This is a genomic window from Microbacterium sp., from assembly GCF_051953575.1.
GTDB lineage: Bacteria > Actinomycetota > Actinomycetes > Actinomycetales > Microbacteriaceae > Microbacterium.
The window spans coordinates 1-18,595 of sequence record NZ_JBQCIP010000117.1 but is presented as its reverse complement, the minus strand read 5'-3'; the positions used below and the strand labels follow the sequence as shown (position 1 = coordinate 18,595).

Sequence of the window (18,595 nt, the reverse complement as noted above, 5' to 3'; positions counted from 1 at the left end):
TTACGTTCGCAGTGTGAGCGCCGTCACGCCGGGGGATCCGGGCAAGCCCGGGCCGCGCCCGCGCGCGCATGCGCCCGACGCGGCTGACCGCACCCGCGACCGCACGGCCACCCTCAACCAGCTGCTGCTGGCCGCCGTCGTCTTCGTGCTCGGTGTGCTCGTGGCGCTCGGGCCGTTCCACGGCGACACCGTGATGTTCTTCGTCGGCCTCGTCGTGGTGGTGATCGTCACGGCGGCGACGCTCGTCGTGCCCTGGAACCGCCTGCCGTACGGGTGGGTCGCCGTCGTGCCGGCCGTCGACATCCTCGCCATCACGATCATGCAGATCGCCGCCCCGGACTCGGTGCTGGGACTGCTCTGGATCTTCCCCACGACGTGGCTGGCCGGCGGCTTCGGGCTGCTCGGGTTGTTCGGCGTGATCGTCGCCATCGCCGGCGTCATCAGCGTCCTGACGGTGCAGAACGCCACGGAGGTCACCTATCGCACGTTCCTGCTGCCCCTCGTGCTGATCGCGGTGGCGACGACGAGCCATCTGAACGCCCGCCGCTCCGACGCGCAGCGGACCCTGCTGGCCAAGCAGTCGCAGCTGCTGCGCAGCATCCTGGACCGCACGCGACGGCAGGAGCAGATCGTCACGGAGGTGCTGGACGCGGTCGACTTCGGCGTGGTGCGCATCGCGCCCGACGGCCGCGTGGCCGTGACCAACGAGGCGCACGGCCGCCTGCAGCAGGGGCTGGAGCCCGACGACGCCGCGGGCGTGGCGGCGTTCCGCGACGACGGGACGACACCGCTCCCCACCGCTGAGCTGCCGTTGGAGCGCGCGCGGCGCGGCGAGTCCTTCGACGGTCAGGTGGTGTGGTTCGGCGTCGCGCCGGGGCCGCGTCGCGCGCTCACCACGACGGCCCGGCGACTCATCGATCCCGACGGCGAGGACGCGGGCGCGATCGTCGTCTCGCGCGACGTCACGGCCGAGCTCACCGCGCTGCGGGCGCGCGACGACCTGGTGGCGTCGGTGTCGCACGAGCTGCGCACGCCGCTCACGTCGATCCTCGGCTACCTCGACCTCGCCATCGAGGACCCCGAGACGCCCGCGACCGTCCGCGAGGGGCTCGACATCGCCGAGCGCAACGCGGAGCGACTGCTGCGGATCGTCGCCGACATCCTGACGGCGTCGAGCTCGTCGCCGTCCGCGGTCGAGGCATCCCTCGTGCCGCAGCTGCTCGACATCCGTGCGCTCGTGCAGGCGGCGGCCGCCGACGCCACGACCCGCGCGGCAGCGCGGGCGATCACGATCGACGTGTCGGGGCTGGAGCCGGCGACGGCCTGGGCGGACGCACTGCGGCTGCGTCAGGTCGTCGACAACCTGGTGTCGAACGCGATCGCCTACAACAAGGACGGCGGCACGGTGTTCGTCGGCACGACGAGCGACGGGGCCTCCAGCTGGATCCTCGTGCGCGACACCGGGGTGGGCATCTCAGAGGTCGATCGCTCACGCGTGTTCGAGCGCTACTACAAGGCGGGCGCGGACCGGCGTGCCGGCACCGGGCTGGGACTGGCCATCACGCGCGACATCGTGCGGGCCCACGGCGGCGAGCTCGGTCTGCACAGCGCCGTCGGCGTGGGGTCGACGTTCATCGTCAAGCTGCCGGCGACGGCGCCGGAAGGAGAACCGGCATGAGCCTCGATCTTGCCAGTGTGCTGGTCGTGACCGCACTCGTCGTCAACGTGAGCGGCGTGCTGTTCATCCTCGAGACCCTTCTCCGTCGCGACGAGGGCGCCGGCCGCATCTGGTCTGTCGCGTTCCTGGCGGCGATGCTGACGACCCTCGCGTACACCGTGTGGGCGCAGACCGGCGGCGCCTGGTGGGCGGTGGCGGTCGGGAACGCCGCGTTCGTCGCAGGGACGGGCTGCATGTGGCTCGGATGCCGTCGCTTCAACGCGCGCCGGATGGACTGGCCGACCATCGTCGTCGCCGTCGCGGTGCTGGCGGCCGGCATCTCGGTCGCCGCGGAGGGGGATGCCGGCGGGGACTGGGCCGGTGCGCTGTGGATGTTCGTGCCGCTCATCGTGTTCGCCGCCGCCGGCGCGGTCGAGTGCCTGCGCGGAGCCATGCGCGACTCTCGCACCGCGTGGGTGCTGGGCGCCGTGCTGGGATTCCAATCGCTGTATTACGTGTCGCGGACGACCGCGTTCGTCACCTCGGGTCCCGACAGCGCGCTGTTCGAGACGGCCTTCGGCACGCTCACGACGAGCTATCTCACCGTCACCCTCACGATCGTGGCGGTCGTCGTCACCTCGGTGCTGCGCGCCTCGCGGGCCCCGATGCGCGGCTACGCGCGTCGCGTCGACGACGCCCCGGACGACGACGGCGTGCTCGGCGGTGAGACGTTCGCGCGCGCCCTCGACGGAATCTGCCGCCGCGCGGCGCGCCGCAGCGAGACGATCGCGGTGACCGCCGTGCGGGTGGACGACCTCGACCAGATCTCCACCGCGTTCGGGAGCGAGGTGGCGGGCAGCGTCGCCGAGACCTGGCGCGCCGGGGTGCGCCGCCACGCCCCGACCAACGCCATCGTCGCCGAGGACGGCCCGACGGGCATCGCCGTGGCGCTGGCGGTGTCGTCGCCGCAGGAGGCGCGACGGCAGGCCGCCGTCATCTACCGCGGCCTGTTCGACGACCTGGGGCGCGTCGGCGGGGGAGTGATCCCCGTCGTCGGCGTCGGCGTCGCGCTCAGCGACTCGGTCGGCTACGACCCCAAGGGAATGCTGCGCGTCGCGCGTGAGGCAGCGAGCCGGGCCGCAGCGAACGTCGACACGTCGGTGCTCATCGGCGACCCCGAGTAGGGGGTCAGGCGGTCAGGCGGTAGCCGACGCCGCGCACGGTCTCGATCCAGCGCGGCTGCGATGGCGACTCCCCGAGCTTGCGGCGCAGGTTCGCCATGTGCACCTCGATGGCGCGCGCATCGCTGTCGGACACGTACGAGCTCGCGGCGAACGGTTCGCCGCGCAGCATGAGTGCGAGGTCCGACTTGGCGCGCACACGGCGCCCGGCGGCCATCAGGTCGGCCAGCAGGTCGAACTCACTCCGCGTGAGGTCCACGCCCGTGTCGTCGACCTCGACGATGCGGGTGCCGACGTTCAGGCGCAGTCCGCGGTGCTCCAGCCACGAGTCCTCGGACAGGCCCGCGGCTGCCGCATCCGTCGCCACGTGATGACGCGGACGCCGCAGCATCGCATCGATGCGCGCGCGGAGCTCCCGCGGGCGGAACGGCTTCGCCACGTAGTCGTCGGCGCCCGCCTCGAGCCCCTGCAGCGCATCGATCTCCTCGGTGCGGGCGCTGAGCATCACGATGTAGGTCGAGCTGATGGCGCGGATGCGCTTGGCGGTCTCGAAGCCGTCCATGCCCGGCATGTTGACGTCGAGGGTCGTCACGATCGGCGCGTGGGCTCGCACCAGTTCGACACCCGCGGCCCCGTCGGCCGCGCCGTGAACTTCGAACCCCGCCTGCGCGAGGACGACCGACAGCAGGGAACGGATGTCGTCCTCGTCCTCGATGACGACGGCGACGCGTGCTTCCTCCACCGATGCCCCTTCCGGAGCCGGCGAAGACTCGGCCGATTCCTGGACGTCGGTCATGATATCCCACCCCTGCGCGCACGCTCGAGCGCGTGTCGGCGGACCGCAGGCCGCGCGGAGGGCGGGAGATCTCCCCAGATCCCGCCCCGCGCGCGTCCTCGGTGCACCGACCGGAACGGCAGGAGCCCCCACAACCGCCGATCAGTCGGGCCTGAGACGGGTACCACCACTGGCGCTTCCTCGTCTCTTCGGTTCACCGAGGCTACCGCCGAGGGCTCAGGGCGACCTCAAGGGCGCCTCAGGAACCGCGCAGTGTTCCATGGCGGGCGGACGCCCGTCCCGGACGGCGGACATGGCATCCTCGAGGCATGCCCCTCGTCGCCCTCACCGGAGGAATCGCCTCCGGCAAGTCCACCATCGCCGCACGCCTGGCCGAGCACGGCGCCGTCGTCGTGGACGCCGACCGCATCGTGCGCGACGTGCAGTCGCCGGGGTCGCCCGTCCTCGCCGCGATCGCCGACGCGTTCGGGGATCGGATGCTGCGCCCGGACGGGACGCTCGATCGCGCGGCCCTCGGGGCCGAAGTGTTCGGCGACGACGCGGCGATCGCCCGTCTGAACGCCATCGTGCACCCTGCCGTGCGCGCGGAGTCGGCGCGGCGGTTCGCCGAGGCGTTCGCCGATGACCCCGACGCCGTCGTGGTGTACGACGTGCCGCTGCTGGTCGAGGCGCGCGTCGACGATCCGTGGGAGCTCATCGTCGTCGCGCACGCGCCCGCCGAGGTGCGCGAGCGCCGGCTCGTCGAGCTGCGCGGGCTCACCCCTGACGAGGCCGCCGCGCGCCTCGCTTCGCAGGTGCCCGACGAGGCGCGGCTGCGGATCGCGGACGTCGTGATCGAGACCGCGGGCACCGTCGACGACACGCTGCGCCAGGTCGACGAGCTGTGGGCCGACCTGGCCGACCACATCGCCCGCCGCGCCGCGCGCGCCTGACCGGCGCCGAGCCTCCGCCCGTTCAGGGACGCCGGGCGGCGGCATCCCTCCGCTCACCGCGAACCCGGCCCCGATGTCGGACGGTCGTCATACGCTGGATCGGTGCAGACCACTCGATCCGTACGGCCGTTCGAGGTCGTGAGCGAATACGCGCCGTCGGGCGACCAGCCTCAGGCGATCGCCGAGCTCGCCGCGCGTGTGAACGCCGGTGAGACCGACATCGTGCTGCTGGGTGCGACCGGAACCGGCAAGTCCGCGACGACCGCGTGGCTCGTCGAGGCCGTCCAGCGGCCGACGCTCGTCCTCGCGCACAACAAGACGCTCGCCGCGCAGCTGGCCAACGAGTTCCGCGAGCTCATGCCGCACAACGCGGTCGAGTACTTCGTCAGCTACTACGACTACTACCAGCCCGAGGCCTACGTGCCGCAGACCGACACCTTCATCGAGAAGGACTCGTCGATCAACGCCGAGGTCGAACGGCTGCGCCACTCGACGACGAATTCGCTGCTCAGCCGGCGCGACGTCATCGTCGTCAGCACGGTGTCGTGCATCTACGGCCTCGGTTCGCCCGAGGAGTACCTGCGTGCGATGGTCGCGCTGCAGGTGGGCGAGGTGTACGACCGAGACGCCCTGATCCGCAAGTTCATCGGGATGCAGTACAACCGCAACGACGTCGACTTCTCGCGCGGCAACTTCCGTGTGCGCGGCGACACGATCGAGATCATCCCGGTGTACGAGGAGTATGCGATCCGCATCGAGATGTTCGGCGATGAGATCGAGGCGCTGTACATGCTCCACCCGCTCACGGGGGACGTGGTGCAGCGGCTCGAGAGCGTGCCGATCTTCCCGGCGACCCACTACGCCGCCGGCACCGAGACGGTGCAGCGCGCGATCGGCACGATCGAGGACGAGCTCGGCGAACGGCTGAAGGAGCTCGAGTCCCAGAACAAGCTGCTCGAGGCCCAGCGCCTGCGCATGCGCACCACGTTCGACCTCGAGATGCTGCAGCAGCTCGGCTTCTGCTCCGGCATCGAGAACTACTCGAGGCACCTCGACGGTCGCGCCCCGGGCGAGCCGCCGCACACGCTGCTGGACTTCTTCCCCGACGACTTCCTCATGGTCATCGACGAATCGCACGTGACGGTGCCCCAGATCGGGGCGATGTACGAGGGGGATGCCTCCCGCAAGCGCACGCTCGTCGAGCACGGCTTCCGGCTCCCGAGCGCGATGGACAACCGGCCGCTGCGGTGGGACGAGTTCAAGAACCGCATCGGCCAGACGGTGTACCTGTCGGCGACGCCCGGACGCTATGAGATGGGGATCGCCGACGGCGTGGTGGAGCAGATCATCCGCCCGACCGGTCTCGTCGACCCCCAGATTATCGTCAAGCCCTCGAAGGGTCAGATCGACGACCTGCTCGAAGAGATCCGCATCCGCGCGGCGCGCGACGAGCGCGTGCTCGTCACGACACTGACGAAGAAGATGGCCGAAGAGCTCACCGACTTCCTCGGCGAGCACGGCGTGCGCGTGCGCTACCTGCACTCCGACGTCGACACGCTGCGCCGCGTCGAGCTGCTCAGCGAGCTGCGGGCGGGCGTGTACGACGTCCTCGTCGGCATCAACCTGCTGCGCGAGGGCCTGGACCTGCCCGAGGTCTCGCTCGTGTCGATCCTCGACGCCGACAAGGAGGGGTTCCTCCGCAGCGGCACCTCGCTGATCCAGACGATCGGCCGCGCCGCCCGCAACGTGTCGGGCGAGGTCCACATGTACGCCGACACGATGACGGACTCGATGACCAAGGCCATCGAAGAGACCGACCGCCGGCGCGAGAAGCAGATCGAGTACAACCAGGCCAACGGCATCGATCCGCAGCCGCTGCGCAAGAAGATCGCCGACATCACCGAGGTGCTCGCACGCGAGGCTTCCGACACCGACCGGATGCTGCGCGGCAAGGCGGCGGCGAAGACGAAGTCGGGCATGGGCAAGAGCCCGACGCCGCAGCTGCGCCGCGAGGGGATCGGGGCCGAGGGCGCCGAGCAGCTCGAGGCGACGATCGCCGACCTGAGCCAGCAGATGCTGGCGGCGGCGGGGGAGCTCAAGTTCGAGCTCGCGGCCCGGTTGCGCGACGAGGTGCAGGATCTCAAGAAGGAGCTGCGAGCGATGGAGCGCGCCGGGCACGCCTGACACCTGCGTCAGAAGCCGGCGGCTCTCGCGAGGCGCTCCAGCAGCTCCAGGCTCTGCGCGGCGGACTCGCCGTCAGACGGGTGGACCGATACGTCGGCGGCGAGGTCTGCGAAGCGGCGCGCCCGCACGTGGCGCCGACGCCGCGCAGCGCTGATGAGTCCGGCCGCGTCCTCGCCGGAGCCGGCGCGAGCGGCAGTGGGTAGGTCGAGCCAGCCCGGGCGTCCGGCGTCGTCGACGAACCACGTGTCGCGGAGGCGTGTGGACGAGCCGTCGGCCCCCTGCCACGAGCACCGCGGGAGCGAGGCGGCGAGGATCGCCAGCACGTAGGCGGTGTGGTAGCCCGCGAGAACGATCGCGTCGCCCCGGTCGCGGGGTGCGAGCCCGTCGAGCGGGGTCGCGGCCAGCGTCGCGCTCGGCAGCGTGCCGACGGCGTCGGCGAGGTCCAGCAGCACGGCGAGCGCCGTGGACTCGGCGGGGCCTGCGTCGGCGGCGAGCATCGGCCACGTGAGCAGCAGCTCGCCCGCGAGGTCCCAGTCCTCGTCGTCGAGGGCACCCGCCAGCGCAGCCTGCGCCTGCGCCAGCAGGCGGGGGACCAGAGAGGCGGGCACCGCGTCGGGGTGGCGGCCGAAGTCGGTGGCGTACATCAGTGCGTGTGTGAAGGCGTACGCGTCGTCCCGGCTTCCGCACAGCACGTCGAGGTGGGCCGCGAGCACGGTCGCGAACACGAGCTCCGGCACCGGGGGACGGCCGTCCAGCTGTGCGGCGAGCCACTCCTGCTCGAGTTCGCGATGCGGCAGGCGCTCTGTCGCGTGGGCGGATCGCGCGGCGAGGGCGCTGTGCAGTGCGGCGTCGAGAGCAGGGTCGGCGCCTTCTTCTCGGAGCACGAGGTAGGCGGCGGCGACATCGAGCGCCGCCGCGGGCCGCATGATCGCACCGAGGCGGATGTGCGGGTCGGTCACGAGGGGCCGCAGCCGTGCGGCGACGCGTTCGGCATGGACGACGACGTCCTGAGCGCCGCAGGCGCGGGCCACGCGGACGAGGATGGCAGTCTCGGCGGTGATCTTGGCGAGAGAGGTCTGGTGGGCGTCCAGATGGGCGCGCGCCGGCCCGTCGACGGCGGCATCCAGAGCGAGCTCCGCGATGTCGAGCCCGCGATGCACCCACCGCGTCCACGGGTGCGCGGGACCGGGACCGGCGATGCCGATCTCAGCCCCGCGTGCGGCGGTGTCGGTCACCCGATGCCGCCCTGCACCGCGCGTTCGCGCACCTGGGCGATGCTCACCCGGTCGAGAACGTCGATGTCGAGCTGGAACTTGGGCCATTTGTAGACCCGCAGATCGCTGCCGCAGAAGCGCCACCACGGGTCGTCTTCGAAGGCCGCTGCCGGTCCGAACTCGGCGATCGCCGAGCCGACGGCCTTGAAGTCGATCGCCGCGATGAAGGCTGCCTTCAGCTTGGCGTCGGTCTCCTCGTCCATGTCTGTCTCCTCTTGTCGAGGGACGCGTGCGCGTCCCAGGTTGAGGAGGCTCCGCTCCGCGGTGCAGATACACCGGTTCGGCTCACGGACAGTGCATCAGAGGCTTCGGACCCGACCGGTCGAACGTGTGCTGAGTGATGGGCGCGCCGCACAGCGGGCAGGCGCGTTCCGCGCGCTCGGCCGGCGACGGCGGGGGACTGCTCTCGTACGGCCCCACGGCGGCAGGACCGGCGAGCCGGATCAGCTTCGTGTTGAACCACGTGTACCAGCCGCCGGCCTCGCGCACGCGCTCGCGGAGCGGACGGGTGTCGGAGGGGGTGGCATCCGGATCAGACATGTTCATTAGTGTACTAATGATTAGCCCACGATAGGATAACGGTGTGACGGATACCGCCGATCTCAGCCCCGACGACCTGCTCAAGCTCGACAACCAGGTCTGCTTCGCCCTGGTGACGGCCGCCCGCAACGTCGTGGGGCTGTACCGGCCGATCCTCGAGCCGCTGGGCCTGACGCATCCGCAGTACCTCGTGATGCTGGCGCTCTGGGAGCGTTCGCCCCGGTCGCTGCGGGAGCTGTCGGGCGAGCTCGCCCTGGAACCTGCCACGCTGTCTCCGCTCGTCAAGCGACTCGAGACCCAGGGTCTCGTCACTCGCGCACGGCGCGACGGCGACGAGCGGGTGCTCGACGTCGGCCTCACCGCCGACGGGACCCGGCTGCGCGAGCACGCGCTCGACGTGCCGGGCCAGGTCATGACCGCGGCCGGCACCGACGCCGAGGCGCTGTTCGCCCTGCGCGACGCTCTGCGGCCGTTCTCGGGCGCACGCTGAGACCGCACACCGCTTTCCGAACCGTTGTGAGACCGTTCATCCAGGCTCTAGGCGATCGTCCAGGTTTCTCCTAGTCTCGAAATCGGCGCGACGAGGTCCACCCGAACCCGGCCCGGCTTCGACGCACCGTCTTGCACCGCATTCGAGAAAGAAGCACGCACCCATGCGCTCTGGTCCGCGTTCCGCACCCCCATCTCCCCGCCGCCGCCTCGCGCTCGGCGCCTCGGCCGTCACGGTCGCCGCGCTGGCTACCGGCGGCCTCGTCGTCCCCGCGGCCCACGCGGCCACGACCGACGTCCAGATCCTCGCGACCAACGACTTCCACGGCCGCATCCTCGACAACACGAGCAACGGCGAGGCCGGCGCGGCCGTGCTCGCCGGAGCGGTCAAGCAGCTGCGCGCGGCGAACCCCAACACCGTGTTCGCCGCCGCCGGCGACCTCATCGGCGCGTCGACGTTCGAGTCGTTCATCCAGCACGACAAGCCGACCATCGACGCGCTCAACGCCGCGGGACTAGAGGTGTCCGCCGTCGGCAACCACGAGCTGGACCAGGGCTACGGCGACCTCGTGAACCGCGTCATGGCCCCCTACGACGCCACGACCAACCCGTACGGCGGGGCGAACTGGCAGTACATCGCAGCGAACCTGAAGATGAAGGCGACCGGCGACCCCGCCGTGCCCGCGACGTGGATCAAGGACGTCGGCGGCGTGCAGGTCGGCTTCGTCGGAGCGGTCACCGAAGACCTGCCGACGCTCGTGAGCCCCGGCGGCATCGCCGACATCTCGGTAGAGGACATCGTGACCTCGGTGAACACCGAAGCGGCCGACCTCGTCGCCTCGGGCGCGGACCTCGTCGTCATGCTCGTCCACGAGGGTGCGCCGTCGACCGACTGCGCCACGATGGACGACTCCGGCGCCTGGGCGGACATCATCAACAACGTCTCGCCGGACGTCGACGCGATCGTGTCGGGCCACACCCACCTCGCCTACAACTGCTCGTTCCCCGTCGCAGCCTGGCAGGGCCGTGCCGTGACCGAACGGCCCGTCGTCTCGGCCGGTCAGTACGGCACGAACCTCAACCAGCTGGTCTTCTCGGTCGACGACGCCGGCAACGTGACGGCCAAGACCCAGAAGATCCTCGCTCTGGAGCACCCGGTGACGGTGGGCACCACGACCACGTGGGTCGCGGACTACCCCGCCGACCCCGACGTGCAGAAGATCGCCGCCGACGCCAAGCAGCAGGCCGAGGTGCTGGGCGCTGTGGAGCTCGGCAAGATCGCCGGGCCGTTCAACCGTGCCAAGCTCGCCAACGGCACCACCGAGAACCGCGGAGGGGAGTCCACCCTCGGCAACCTGGTGGCCGAGGTGCAGCGCTGGGCGACCGAGAAGCCGGAGTCGGGGTCGGCGCAGATCGCGTTCATGAACCCGGGTGGTCTTCGTCAGGACATGGTCGGCAGCAACGCCGCCGGCTACCCGGCGACGCTGACCTACCAGCAGGCGGCCGTCGTGCAGCCCTTCGCGAACACCCTGGTCAACATGCAGCTCACCGGCGCCCAGATCAAGAAGGTGCTCGAGCAGCAGTGGCAGCGTGACGCCCTCAACAAGGTGGCGACGCGTCCGTTCCTGCGCCTGGGCGTCTCGGACGGCTTCACCTACACGTACTCGCAGAAGAACGTGACCGAGTTCCAGAAGGACGACCCGAAGACACCCGACGTCGACGAGTCGACGATCTCGTACACCGCGCCCAAGGGCACCGTGACCGGGATGTGGCTGAACGGCGAGCCGATCGATGCCGCGGCGACCTACTCGGTCACCGTGAACTCGTTCCTCGCGACCGGCGGCGACAACTTCTTCGAGCTGGCCAACGGCGCGAGCAAGCGCGACACCGGCAAGGCCGACCTCGCGGCGATGGTCGACTACATGGCCGCGTTCGCCGCGACCACGCCGCTTCCGGTCGACTACGCCCAGCACGCGGTCGAGATCGGCTTCCCTGCGGGTGCTCCGGGCGCCTACGACCCGGGTGCCACCGTCGCCTTCGGCGTGAAGTCGTGGGCGATGTCCACGGCTCCCGACGTCAAGGACAGCCAGATCGCGGTGTCGCTCGACGGCGTGGCACTCGGCTCGTTCCCGGTCGACAACACGATCGGCACCGAGGTGTACGACAACTACGGCACCGCCGCGGTGTCGGTGCAGCTGCCGGCGTCCGTCGCCCGCGGCACGACGGTGCAGCTCACCCTCACGGGGACCCAGACGGGCACGTCCGTCGTCGTCCCGGTCGCGATCGACAAGGCCGACAGCACGACGGTCGGCCTGCCGAACAAGACCTTCGCGAACTCGAAGGGCAACGGCGTCATCCAGTACACGACGACCGTCACGACCGAGGACGGCACACCGGCTCTCGGCGAGGCGGTCATCTACGACGGCGGCGACGCGATCGCCACGGTCACGCTGACCGCCAGTAGCGGCGGCGTCGTTCAGGTCAAGTTGCCGAAGCTCGGCAAGGGCTCGCACCCGCTGTACGTCGTGTACGGCGGCAGCGACACGGTCAAGCCGTCGACGAGCGCGACGGTGACGGTCGAGGTCAAGTAGCCCGCGACCCTCCACGCGGCGGGGCTTGCGGCATCCACGGATGCGGCAGGCCCCGTCGGCGTTCCCGGCGGCCGTAGGGTGGGGACATGACACCCGCCGTCCGCTCCCGCACGGAGCGGGCCGGCGGGCGTCTGCGGGGGCTGGCCGCGGGAGGAGCGATCGTCGTCGTGGCGACGCTGCTCATGCTGCTGGCGAGCGTGCAGGGCGTTCCGCAGTTCCGCACGGTCCCTCCGGCCCAGGGGACGCAGACGGCTGAGCCCGCTCCTTCGGCAACCGCGTCGAGCGAACCGCTCCCCGAGCTGCCCGCCGACGCCGATCCCGGCGCCGTGCGCACCGTCATCCTGATCCTCCTGGGCCTCGTCGCCGCCGCGCTGCTGGCGCTGCTCGTCGTCGTCGTGACGAGGGCGCTGCGCCGAGCGTGGGAGAACCGCGAACTGGACGTGCGCGAAGGCGCCGTCATCTCTGCGGCGTCCACGACACCGGCGGCTGCCGATGCGCAGCCGGACGCCGCGGTGATCCAACGGGGCATCGTCGCCGCCCTGCAGCGCATCGACCTGGCCGCAGCCGCGGGCGACGCCATCGTCGCGGCGTGGGTCGGCGTCGAGGAGGCGGCCGCCGACTCGGGTGTCGCCCGAGGGGTCAGCGAGACGGCGGGGGAGTTTGCGGTGCGGATCATCGCCCGCCGGTCGGCCATCGAGGCGGACGCGCGCCGGCTGCTCGCCCTCTATGAACGCGTGCGCTTCGGGGGCTACGCCGCGACGGAGCCCGACCGTGCCGAGGCCCGGCGTCTTCTGGAGAGGATCGAGCGCGAATGGCGGTGATCCTGAAGCGCGTCGTCCTCGGGATGCTGGCGGTCGCGGCAGGCGCCGGGATCGTGTATCTCCTGGACCGGATGGGAGTGCCCGCCGGGTTCGCCGCGGCATGGCTGGTGCTCCTGCTCGCGCTGGGCCTGCTCACCCGCGCCGGTCTGCTCGACGAGGGCTCGTGGCCGCCGGCGCGACCTGAGCGGCGTCCTCGAGGGTCCGAGGTCTCGCGCCTCAGCTGGAACATCAACTCCCGCACGGGCGAGGCGGGGTTCCTCATCGTGCGCCGCGTGCAGCGCGTCCTCCGCCACCGCCTCGCGCGGCTCGGACTCGACCTCGACGATCCGGGCCAGGAGACCGAGGTGGACACGCTCCTCGGGCCCGGCATCCGCGAGACCTTCAGCCGCCCCGAGGTCACGCGGGCCGACCTCGAACGGGTCATGGCCGCGGTCGACCGTCTTCCCTCCCCCCAGAACCAGGAGCGCTGATGCACCCGGAACCCACACCCGCCACTCCGCAGGCCGAAGACGTCGCCGATCTCGGGCGCCGCGTCCTCGACAGCGTCCGCACGGCGGTCGTCGGCATGGACGACCCGCTCACGATCGCCCTCGCCGCCGTGCTCGCCGGTGGGCACGTGCTCTTCGAGGACGTCCCCGGGCTCGGCAAGACGCTCGCGGCGCGCAGCCTCGCGACCGCTCTGGGCCTGGACTTCCGCCGGCTGCAGTGCACGCCCGACATGCTCCCCGGGGACGTCACCGGCTCGTACGTCTACGCCCCCGACACCGGCGAGTTCCGGTTCCGCCCGGGGCCCATCTTCACCGGCCTCCTCCTCGCGGACGAGATCAACCGCACGACGCCCAAGACGCAGTCGGCGATGCTCGAGGCGATGGCGGAGCGCCAGGTCACCGTCGAGGGCACCCGGTTCCCGCTGCCTGCGCCGTTCCACGTCATCGCCACGTCGAACCCGATCGAGTACGAGGGCACCTATGCGCTGCCCGAGGCGCAGCTCGACCGCTTCATGGTGCGCCTCTCGGTCGGCTACCCGACCGCCGACGGCGAGACGCAGATCATCCTGGACCGGCTGCGCCGGCAGAGCCCGGATGCCGTCGTCGCCCAGGTCCTCGACGCGGACGGGCTGCTCCACGTGCAGCGGGCGGTGGAGACCATCCACGTCGACGCCGACATCGCGCGCTACTGCACCGATCTCGCCCGCGCGACCCGCACGGCCCAGCATGTGGCGGTGGGCGCATCGCCGCGCGGGTCGCAGGCGCTCGTGCTGCTGGGCCGTGCGTTCGCCGCACTCGACGGGCGCGCGTACGTCCGGCCCGACGACATCAAGCACCTCGCCGTGCCCGTGCTCGCGCACCGCCTCACGCTCACCCCTCAGGCCTGGGCGCAGGGCGTCGACCCCGCCGCGGTGGTGTCGGCCGCCGTGTCGCAGGTGCCCGTACCGCCGACGGTCGCGCAGCCGCGATGACCGACGGCGTCCGCGCGAGCGGCGAGGCTCCCGTGCGCTGGCAGCGCACGCCGGTGACGGCGCTCGGGCTCGCCGGCGCCGTGCTGCTCGCGGCGGCGGGCGTGGCGTTCTCCCGGCCCGACCTCGTCGCGGTCGCGCTTCCGCTCGCGCTCGCGACGGCCTGGGCGCTCGCGCGGCGGCCGGCCGCCGGCATCCTCCATCAGGCGCTCCGGGCCCGCGCCGGAGCGGGCGCTCCCGAGGAGGGACTCGTCGTCGGGGACGTGGATGCCGTCATCTCCGGGGACTGGGTGCAGCTCGCCGTCGATCAGGGCGGACTGCGCAGCGGCCTCGCCGACGCCGCGCCGGGCACCGGGACGCTGCGCACCCGCACCCGGCTGCGGCACACCGGCCCGAGCGAACTGATCGCGGTCACCGCGCGCGGCGTCGCGCAGGACGGCGCGTGGGTCACCGGCATCGGCCCGCGCACCGCGCTCACGTGGAACGCTGTGCCCGAGGCGGTCCCGCTGCGGCAGCTGCCGCTGGCGCTGCGGCTCACGGGCCTGCACGGCGGGCACGAGGGCGCGCGCCCGGGGCAGGGCGGCGACTTCCGCGACATCCACCCGTTCGCACCGGGCGACGAACTGCGTCGCGTCGACTGGCGGGCCACCGCTCGCCTCGCCCGGCGACCCGGCGACCTGCTGGTGAGGCGCACCCAGGCGCTGAGCGACAGCACCGTGGTGATCGCGATCGACACCGTCGACGACCTCGGTGAGGCGGTCGCCACCTGGGGCACCGAGGACCCCGAGCACAGCGGCGTGACGTCGCTCGACCTCGCCCGTCAGGCCGCGCTGTCGATAGCGACGTCGGCGGTGCAGGCCGGCGACCGCGTCGCGTACCACGTGCTCGCGTCCGGCGGTCGTTCGGTGCGTGCGGGTGCGGGCGCGCGGCAGCTGGCGCGCCTGCGCGACGTGATCGCAGCGACGGGACCGAGTGATCTGGAGGTGCGCTACCGGCGGGCGCCGGTCATCGCGCACGGCTCGATCGTGTTCGTGCTCTCGACCTTCTTCGACGGCGCCGCCGCCGAGCTCGCGACGCACTGGCGCGCCGCCGGCCACGCGGTCGTCGCCGTGGACGTGCTGCCCGTGCCCCGCACCGAGCGTCTCGGCCGGGAGCAACTGCTCGCGATGCGCACGCTGCTCGCCGAGCGCGAGGACGTGTTCGCCGAGCTGCACGCGACGGGCGTCGACGTCGTCGCCTGGGCCGACGGCTCGCCCGATGTCGCGCTGCGTGTCGCGGCGCGCGGACAGCGGCGCCTGAGGGCGGTGCGTCGATGAGGCCGCCCCGTGCGGACCGGCGGTCCCACTCGTTCCGCGTACGCGGCGGCGTGCCTGCCGTGCTGCTGCGTGTGCTGCTCGTCGCGGTGACGGCCGCCGGTGCGATGGCCGTCGTCCCGGTGCCGCTGTGGCGCGGCATCGCGATCACGGCCGCCGTGATCGGCGCGGTCGTGCCCCGGTCGCTGGCGGGCTGGATCGGGGGAGCGGTCGTGGGGCTGGGGATGCTGTTCGCCGACCCCACGCCGGCGCACACGGCGATCGCCGTGCTCGCCGTGCATGCGATCCACGTGCTCGCGTCGCTGACGTGGACGGTACCCGCCTGGTCTTGGATCTCGGTGCGCGCGCTGTGGCCGACCGCTCGCCGGTTCATCGCGATCCAGGTCGTCGCGCAGGCGCTGGCCTTCGGGATCGGGGCGCTCACGACGCGCGAAGAGGGTGCGGGGATCGCCTGGGCCGCGCTCGCGGGCGCGGTGGTGCTCGTGGTGGCGGTGGGGTCCGGACTGTACGCGCTGCGCCGGGCGGATGCCGCGGCGCCGGCCGTTCCCAGCGCATCGGCAGGACGATCCGGAGCCGATGTCGGAGGCCCCGCCTAGACTTGTCGGGTGCCCATCGTCCCTGTCGCCCTGCCCGGAAACCCGACCGCCAGCCCGTCCGCGAACGCCCTCGGCACCAGCGGAAAGCTCAGCGTCCGCGGTGCCCGGGTGCACAACCTGAAGGACGTCGACCTCGACATCCCGCGCGACTCCCTCGTCGTGTTCACCGGCCTGTCGGGCTCGGGCAAGTCGAGTCTCGCGTTCGACACGATCTTCGCGGAGGGTCAGCGCCGCTACGTGGAGTCGCTGAGCGCGTACGCGCGCCAGTTCCTCGGACAGGTCGACCGCCCGGACGTCGACTTCATCGAGGGCCTCAGCCCTGCGGTGTCGATCGATCAGAAGTCGACGAACCGCAACCCTCGCTCGACGGTCGGCACGATCACCGAGATCCACGACTACATGCGGCTGCTGTGGGCGCGCATCGGCGTTCCGCACTGTCCCGAATGCGGCGCCGAGATCCAGCGTCAGACGGTGCAGCAGATCGCCGACCAGCTCATCGACCTGCCCGAGCGCACCCGCTATCAGATCGTCGCGCCCGTCGTCACCCAGAAGAAGGGCGAGTTCGTCGACCTCTTCAAAGAGCTGGGCGCGAAGGGCTACGCGCGCGCCATCGTCGACGGCGAGCTCGTGCAGCTGGCCGAGCCGCCGACGCTCAAGAAGAGCTACAAGCACGACATCGCCGTCGTCGTCGACCGCCTCGTGGCCGCGCCGGGCATCCTCGACCGCGTCACCGACTCCGTCGAGACCGCGCTGTCGCTCGCGGGCGGCGTCATGCAGGTCAACTTCGTGGACGAGGAGGGGGATGCCGCCTGGCAGTCGTTCTCCGAGAAGCTGGCGTGCCCGAACGGGCACCCGCTGCAGCTGACCGAGATCGAGCCCCGCACGTTCTCGTTCAACGCGCCGTTCGGCGCCTGCCCGGCCTGTTCGGGCCTCGGCACGCGCATGTCGGTGGACGTCGACCTCATGCTCGGCGACGAGGACCTGTCGATCCGCGAGGGCGTCATCATCCCGTGGACGACGCAGGGCAAGGGGCTGTTCCAGTACTACGAGCGCCTGCTCGAGGGTCTGTCGAGCGACCTCGGCTTCTCGCTCGACACCCCTTGGCGCATGCTGCCCGAGGCCGTGCGCGAGGCGGTCCTGCGCGGGGAGAACTACAAGGTCACGGTGCGCTGGAAGAACCGCTACGGCCGTGAGATGCGGTACTCGTCGGGCTTCGAAGGCGTCGTGCCGTACATCGAGCGCCAGTACACGCAGGCCGAGTCCGACACGCAGCGTCAGCGGTGGTCCGAGTACCTCCGCGAGGTGCCGTGCCCCGTCTGCGACGGCGACCGCCTCAAGCCCGAGGTGCTCGCGGTGCTCGTGCACGGTCATTCCATCGCGGATGCCTCGCGCCTGAGCCTCGGCGAGGCCCGGGAGTACTTCGCGCAGCTGACGCTGACCGACCGCGAGGCGACGATCGCCGCGGCCGTGCTGCGCGAGATCCGCCTGCGCCTGGACTTCCTCATCCGCGTCGGACTCGACTACCTGAGCCTCAGCCGCGCCGCGGCGACCCTGTCGGGCGGCGAGGCTCAGCGCATCCGCCTCGCGACGCAGATCGGTTCGGGCCTGACCGGCGTGCTGTACGTCCTCGACGAGCCGTCGATCGGCCTGCACCAGCGCGACAACCGGCGTCTCATCGAGACGCTCGTCGCGTTGCGCGACCTCGGCAACACGCTCATCGTCGTCGAGCACGACGAAGAGACCATCCACGCCGCCGACTGGGTCGTCGACATCGGACCGGGCGCCGGCGTCAACGGCGGCGAGGTCGTCCACTCCGGGCCCATCGGCGAGCTGCTCGCCGACACGGACTCGATCACGGGCGACTACCTGTCGGGACGCCGCGCCATCGAGACGCCGAAGAAGCGCCGCAAGATCGACAAGAAGCGCCAGGTGACGGTCGTCGGAGCGCGCGAGAACAACCTCAAGAACGTGACGGTCGACTTCCCGCTCGGCGTGCTGACCGCGGTCACCGGCGTGAGCGGGTCGGGCAAGTCCTCGCTGGTCAACGGGATCCTCTACCAGGTGCTCGCGACGCGCCTCAACGGCGCGCGCCGCGTCGCCGGCAAGCACACGCGCGTGACGGGCCTGGAGAACCTCGACAAGGTGGTGCACGTCGACCAGGCGCCCATCGGCCGCACGCCGCGGTCGAACCCGGCGACGTACACCGGCGTCTTCGACCGCATCCGGACGCTCTTCAGCGAGACGCCCGAGGCCAAGGTGCGCGGCTATCAGCCGGGTCGCTTCAGCTTCAACGTCAAGGGCGGCCGCTGCGAGGCGTGCTCGGGCGACGGCACGATCAAGATCGAGATGAACTTCCTGCCCGACGTCTACGTCCCGTGCGAGGTCTGCCACGGCGCCCGCTACAACCGCGAGACGCTCGAGGTGCACTACAAGGGCAAGACGATCGCCGAGGTCCTCGACATGCCGATCGAGGAGGCCGCCGGGTTCTTCGAGGCGGTCCCGGCCATCCACCGGCACCTGAAGACGCTGGTCGACGTGGGCCTCGGCTACGTCCGGCTGGGCCAGCCCGCGCCCACCCTGTCCGGCGGCGAGGCCCAGCGGGTCAAGCTCGCCTCGGAACTGCAGCGCCGCGCCACCGGCCGGACGCTCTACATCCTCGACGAGCCGACCACCGGCCTGCACTTCGCCGACGTCCAGCGACTGCTCGAGATGCTGGACCGGATGGTCGAGCAGGGCAACACCGTGGTCGTGATCGAGCACAACCT

16 protein-coding genes are annotated in these 18,595 nt (G+C 71.6%); 12 read left to right on the top strand and 4 right to left on the bottom strand.

Going from position 1 to position 18,595, the window contains the following annotated elements; translation table 11 throughout:
* Both ACTHNQ_RS07555 and ACTHNQ_RS07550 read left to right on the top strand, forming a co-directional pair.
* Positions 1 to 1,678 (top strand): sensor histidine kinase (locus ACTHNQ_RS07555; RefSeq protein ID WP_440332479.1); only part of this gene is annotated, 1,678 nt, incomplete at its 5' end.
* Positions 1,675 to 2,841 carry a hypothetical protein gene (locus tag ACTHNQ_RS07550; protein ID WP_440332478.1) on the top strand — a complete coding sequence of 389 codons (1,167 nt, stop codon included), beginning with the start codon at positions 1,675 to 1,677 and terminating at the stop codon, positions 2,839 to 2,841. The genes ACTHNQ_RS07555 and ACTHNQ_RS07550, both read left to right, overlap by 4 nt.
* A gap of 4 nt (positions 2,842 to 2,845) precedes the next feature.
* On the opposite strand, the gene ACTHNQ_RS07545 is transcribed toward ACTHNQ_RS07550, so the two are convergent.
* Positions 2,846 to 3,634, bottom strand: a complete 789-nt coding sequence (locus tag ACTHNQ_RS07545; RefSeq protein ID WP_440332477.1) for a response regulator transcription factor — start codon at positions 3,632 to 3,634, stop codon at positions 2,846 to 2,848.
* A 308-nt stretch (positions 3,635 to 3,942) separates the two neighbouring features.
* On the opposite strand from ACTHNQ_RS07545, the gene coaE reads away from it, so the two are divergent.
* Both coaE and uvrB read left to right on the top strand, forming a co-directional pair.
* Positions 3,943 to 4,566 (top strand): dephospho-CoA kinase, encoded by a 624-nt coding sequence (gene coaE / locus ACTHNQ_RS07540; protein WP_440332475.1) that lies wholly within the window; start codon positions 3,943 to 3,945, stop codon positions 4,564 to 4,566.
* 102 nt (positions 4,567 to 4,668) lie between these two features.
* Complete coding sequence (gene uvrB / locus ACTHNQ_RS07535) at positions 4,669 to 6,750, top strand: excinuclease ABC subunit UvrB (protein ID WP_440332473.1); 2,082 nt, start codon at positions 4,669 to 4,671, stop codon at positions 6,748 to 6,750.
* Between the two features lie 8 nt (positions 6,751 to 6,758).
* On the opposite strand, the gene ACTHNQ_RS07530 is transcribed toward uvrB, so the two are convergent.
* The 3 genes from ACTHNQ_RS07530 to ACTHNQ_RS07520 all read right to left on the bottom strand — a co-directional run bounded on the left by ACTHNQ_RS07530 (position 6,759) and on the right by ACTHNQ_RS07520 (position 8,570).
* Entirely contained in the window at positions 6,759 to 7,985 is a 1,227-nt protein-coding gene (locus ACTHNQ_RS07530) for a DUF6895 family protein (RefSeq protein WP_440332471.1), read from the bottom strand.
* Complete coding sequence (locus ACTHNQ_RS07525; protein ID WP_440332469.1) at positions 7,982 to 8,227, bottom strand: hypothetical protein; 246 nt, start codon at positions 8,225 to 8,227, stop codon at positions 7,982 to 7,984. Before ACTHNQ_RS07525 ends, ACTHNQ_RS07530 begins: the two co-directional genes overlap by 4 nt.
* Before the next feature lie 82 nt (positions 8,228 to 8,309).
* The gene (locus ACTHNQ_RS07520) at positions 8,310 to 8,570 is read right to left on the bottom strand and encodes a hypothetical protein (RefSeq protein ID WP_440332467.1); all 261 of its coding nucleotides are present in this window, start codon (positions 8,568 to 8,570) and stop codon (positions 8,310 to 8,312) included.
* A 37-nt stretch (positions 8,571 to 8,607) separates the two neighbouring features.
* Here ACTHNQ_RS07520 and ACTHNQ_RS07515 point away from each other — a divergent pair, with 37 nt between their 5' ends.
* The 8 genes from ACTHNQ_RS07515 to uvrA all read left to right on the top strand — a co-directional run.
* Positions 8,608 to 9,054 (top strand): MarR family winged helix-turn-helix transcriptional regulator, encoded by a 447-nt coding sequence (locus ACTHNQ_RS07515; RefSeq protein ID WP_440332465.1) that lies wholly within the window; start codon positions 8,608 to 8,610, stop codon positions 9,052 to 9,054.
* 163 nt (positions 9,055 to 9,217) lie between these two features.
* The gene (locus ACTHNQ_RS07510) at positions 9,218 to 11,644 is read left to right on the top strand and encodes a 5'-nucleotidase C-terminal domain-containing protein (RefSeq protein WP_440332463.1); all 2,427 of its coding nucleotides are present in this window, start codon (positions 9,218 to 9,220) and stop codon (positions 11,642 to 11,644) included.
* 86 nt (positions 11,645 to 11,730) lie between these two features.
* On the top strand, positions 11,731 to 12,465 hold the full coding sequence (locus ACTHNQ_RS07505; protein ID WP_440332461.1) for a DUF4129 domain-containing protein: 735 nt from the start codon (positions 11,731 to 11,733) through the stop codon (positions 12,463 to 12,465).
* Positions 12,456 to 12,935 (top strand): hypothetical protein, encoded by a 480-nt coding sequence (locus ACTHNQ_RS07500; protein WP_440332459.1) that lies wholly within the window; start codon positions 12,456 to 12,458, stop codon positions 12,933 to 12,935. Before ACTHNQ_RS07505 ends, ACTHNQ_RS07500 begins: the two co-directional genes overlap by 10 nt.
* Positions 12,935 to 13,924 (top strand): AAA family ATPase, encoded by a 990-nt coding sequence (locus tag ACTHNQ_RS07495; RefSeq protein ID WP_440332457.1) that lies wholly within the window; start codon positions 12,935 to 12,937, stop codon positions 13,922 to 13,924. Before ACTHNQ_RS07500 ends, ACTHNQ_RS07495 begins: the two co-directional genes overlap by 1 nt.
* Positions 13,921 to 15,237 carry a DUF58 domain-containing protein gene (locus ACTHNQ_RS07490; protein ID WP_440332455.1) on the top strand — a complete coding sequence of 439 codons (1,317 nt, stop codon included), beginning with the start codon at positions 13,921 to 13,923 and terminating at the stop codon, positions 15,235 to 15,237. The genes ACTHNQ_RS07495 and ACTHNQ_RS07490 overlap by 4 nt, the downstream gene beginning before the upstream one ends.
* A 50-nt stretch (positions 15,238 to 15,287) precedes the next feature.
* Entirely contained in the window at positions 15,288 to 15,830 is a 543-nt protein-coding gene (locus tag ACTHNQ_RS07485) for a hypothetical protein (RefSeq protein ID WP_440332453.1), read from the top strand.
* Between the two features lie 9 nt (positions 15,831 to 15,839).
* The coding region (gene uvrA / locus ACTHNQ_RS07480) for an excinuclease ABC subunit UvrA (RefSeq protein ID WP_440332451.1) at positions 15,840 to 18,595 on the top strand (2,756 nt) is incomplete at its 3' end.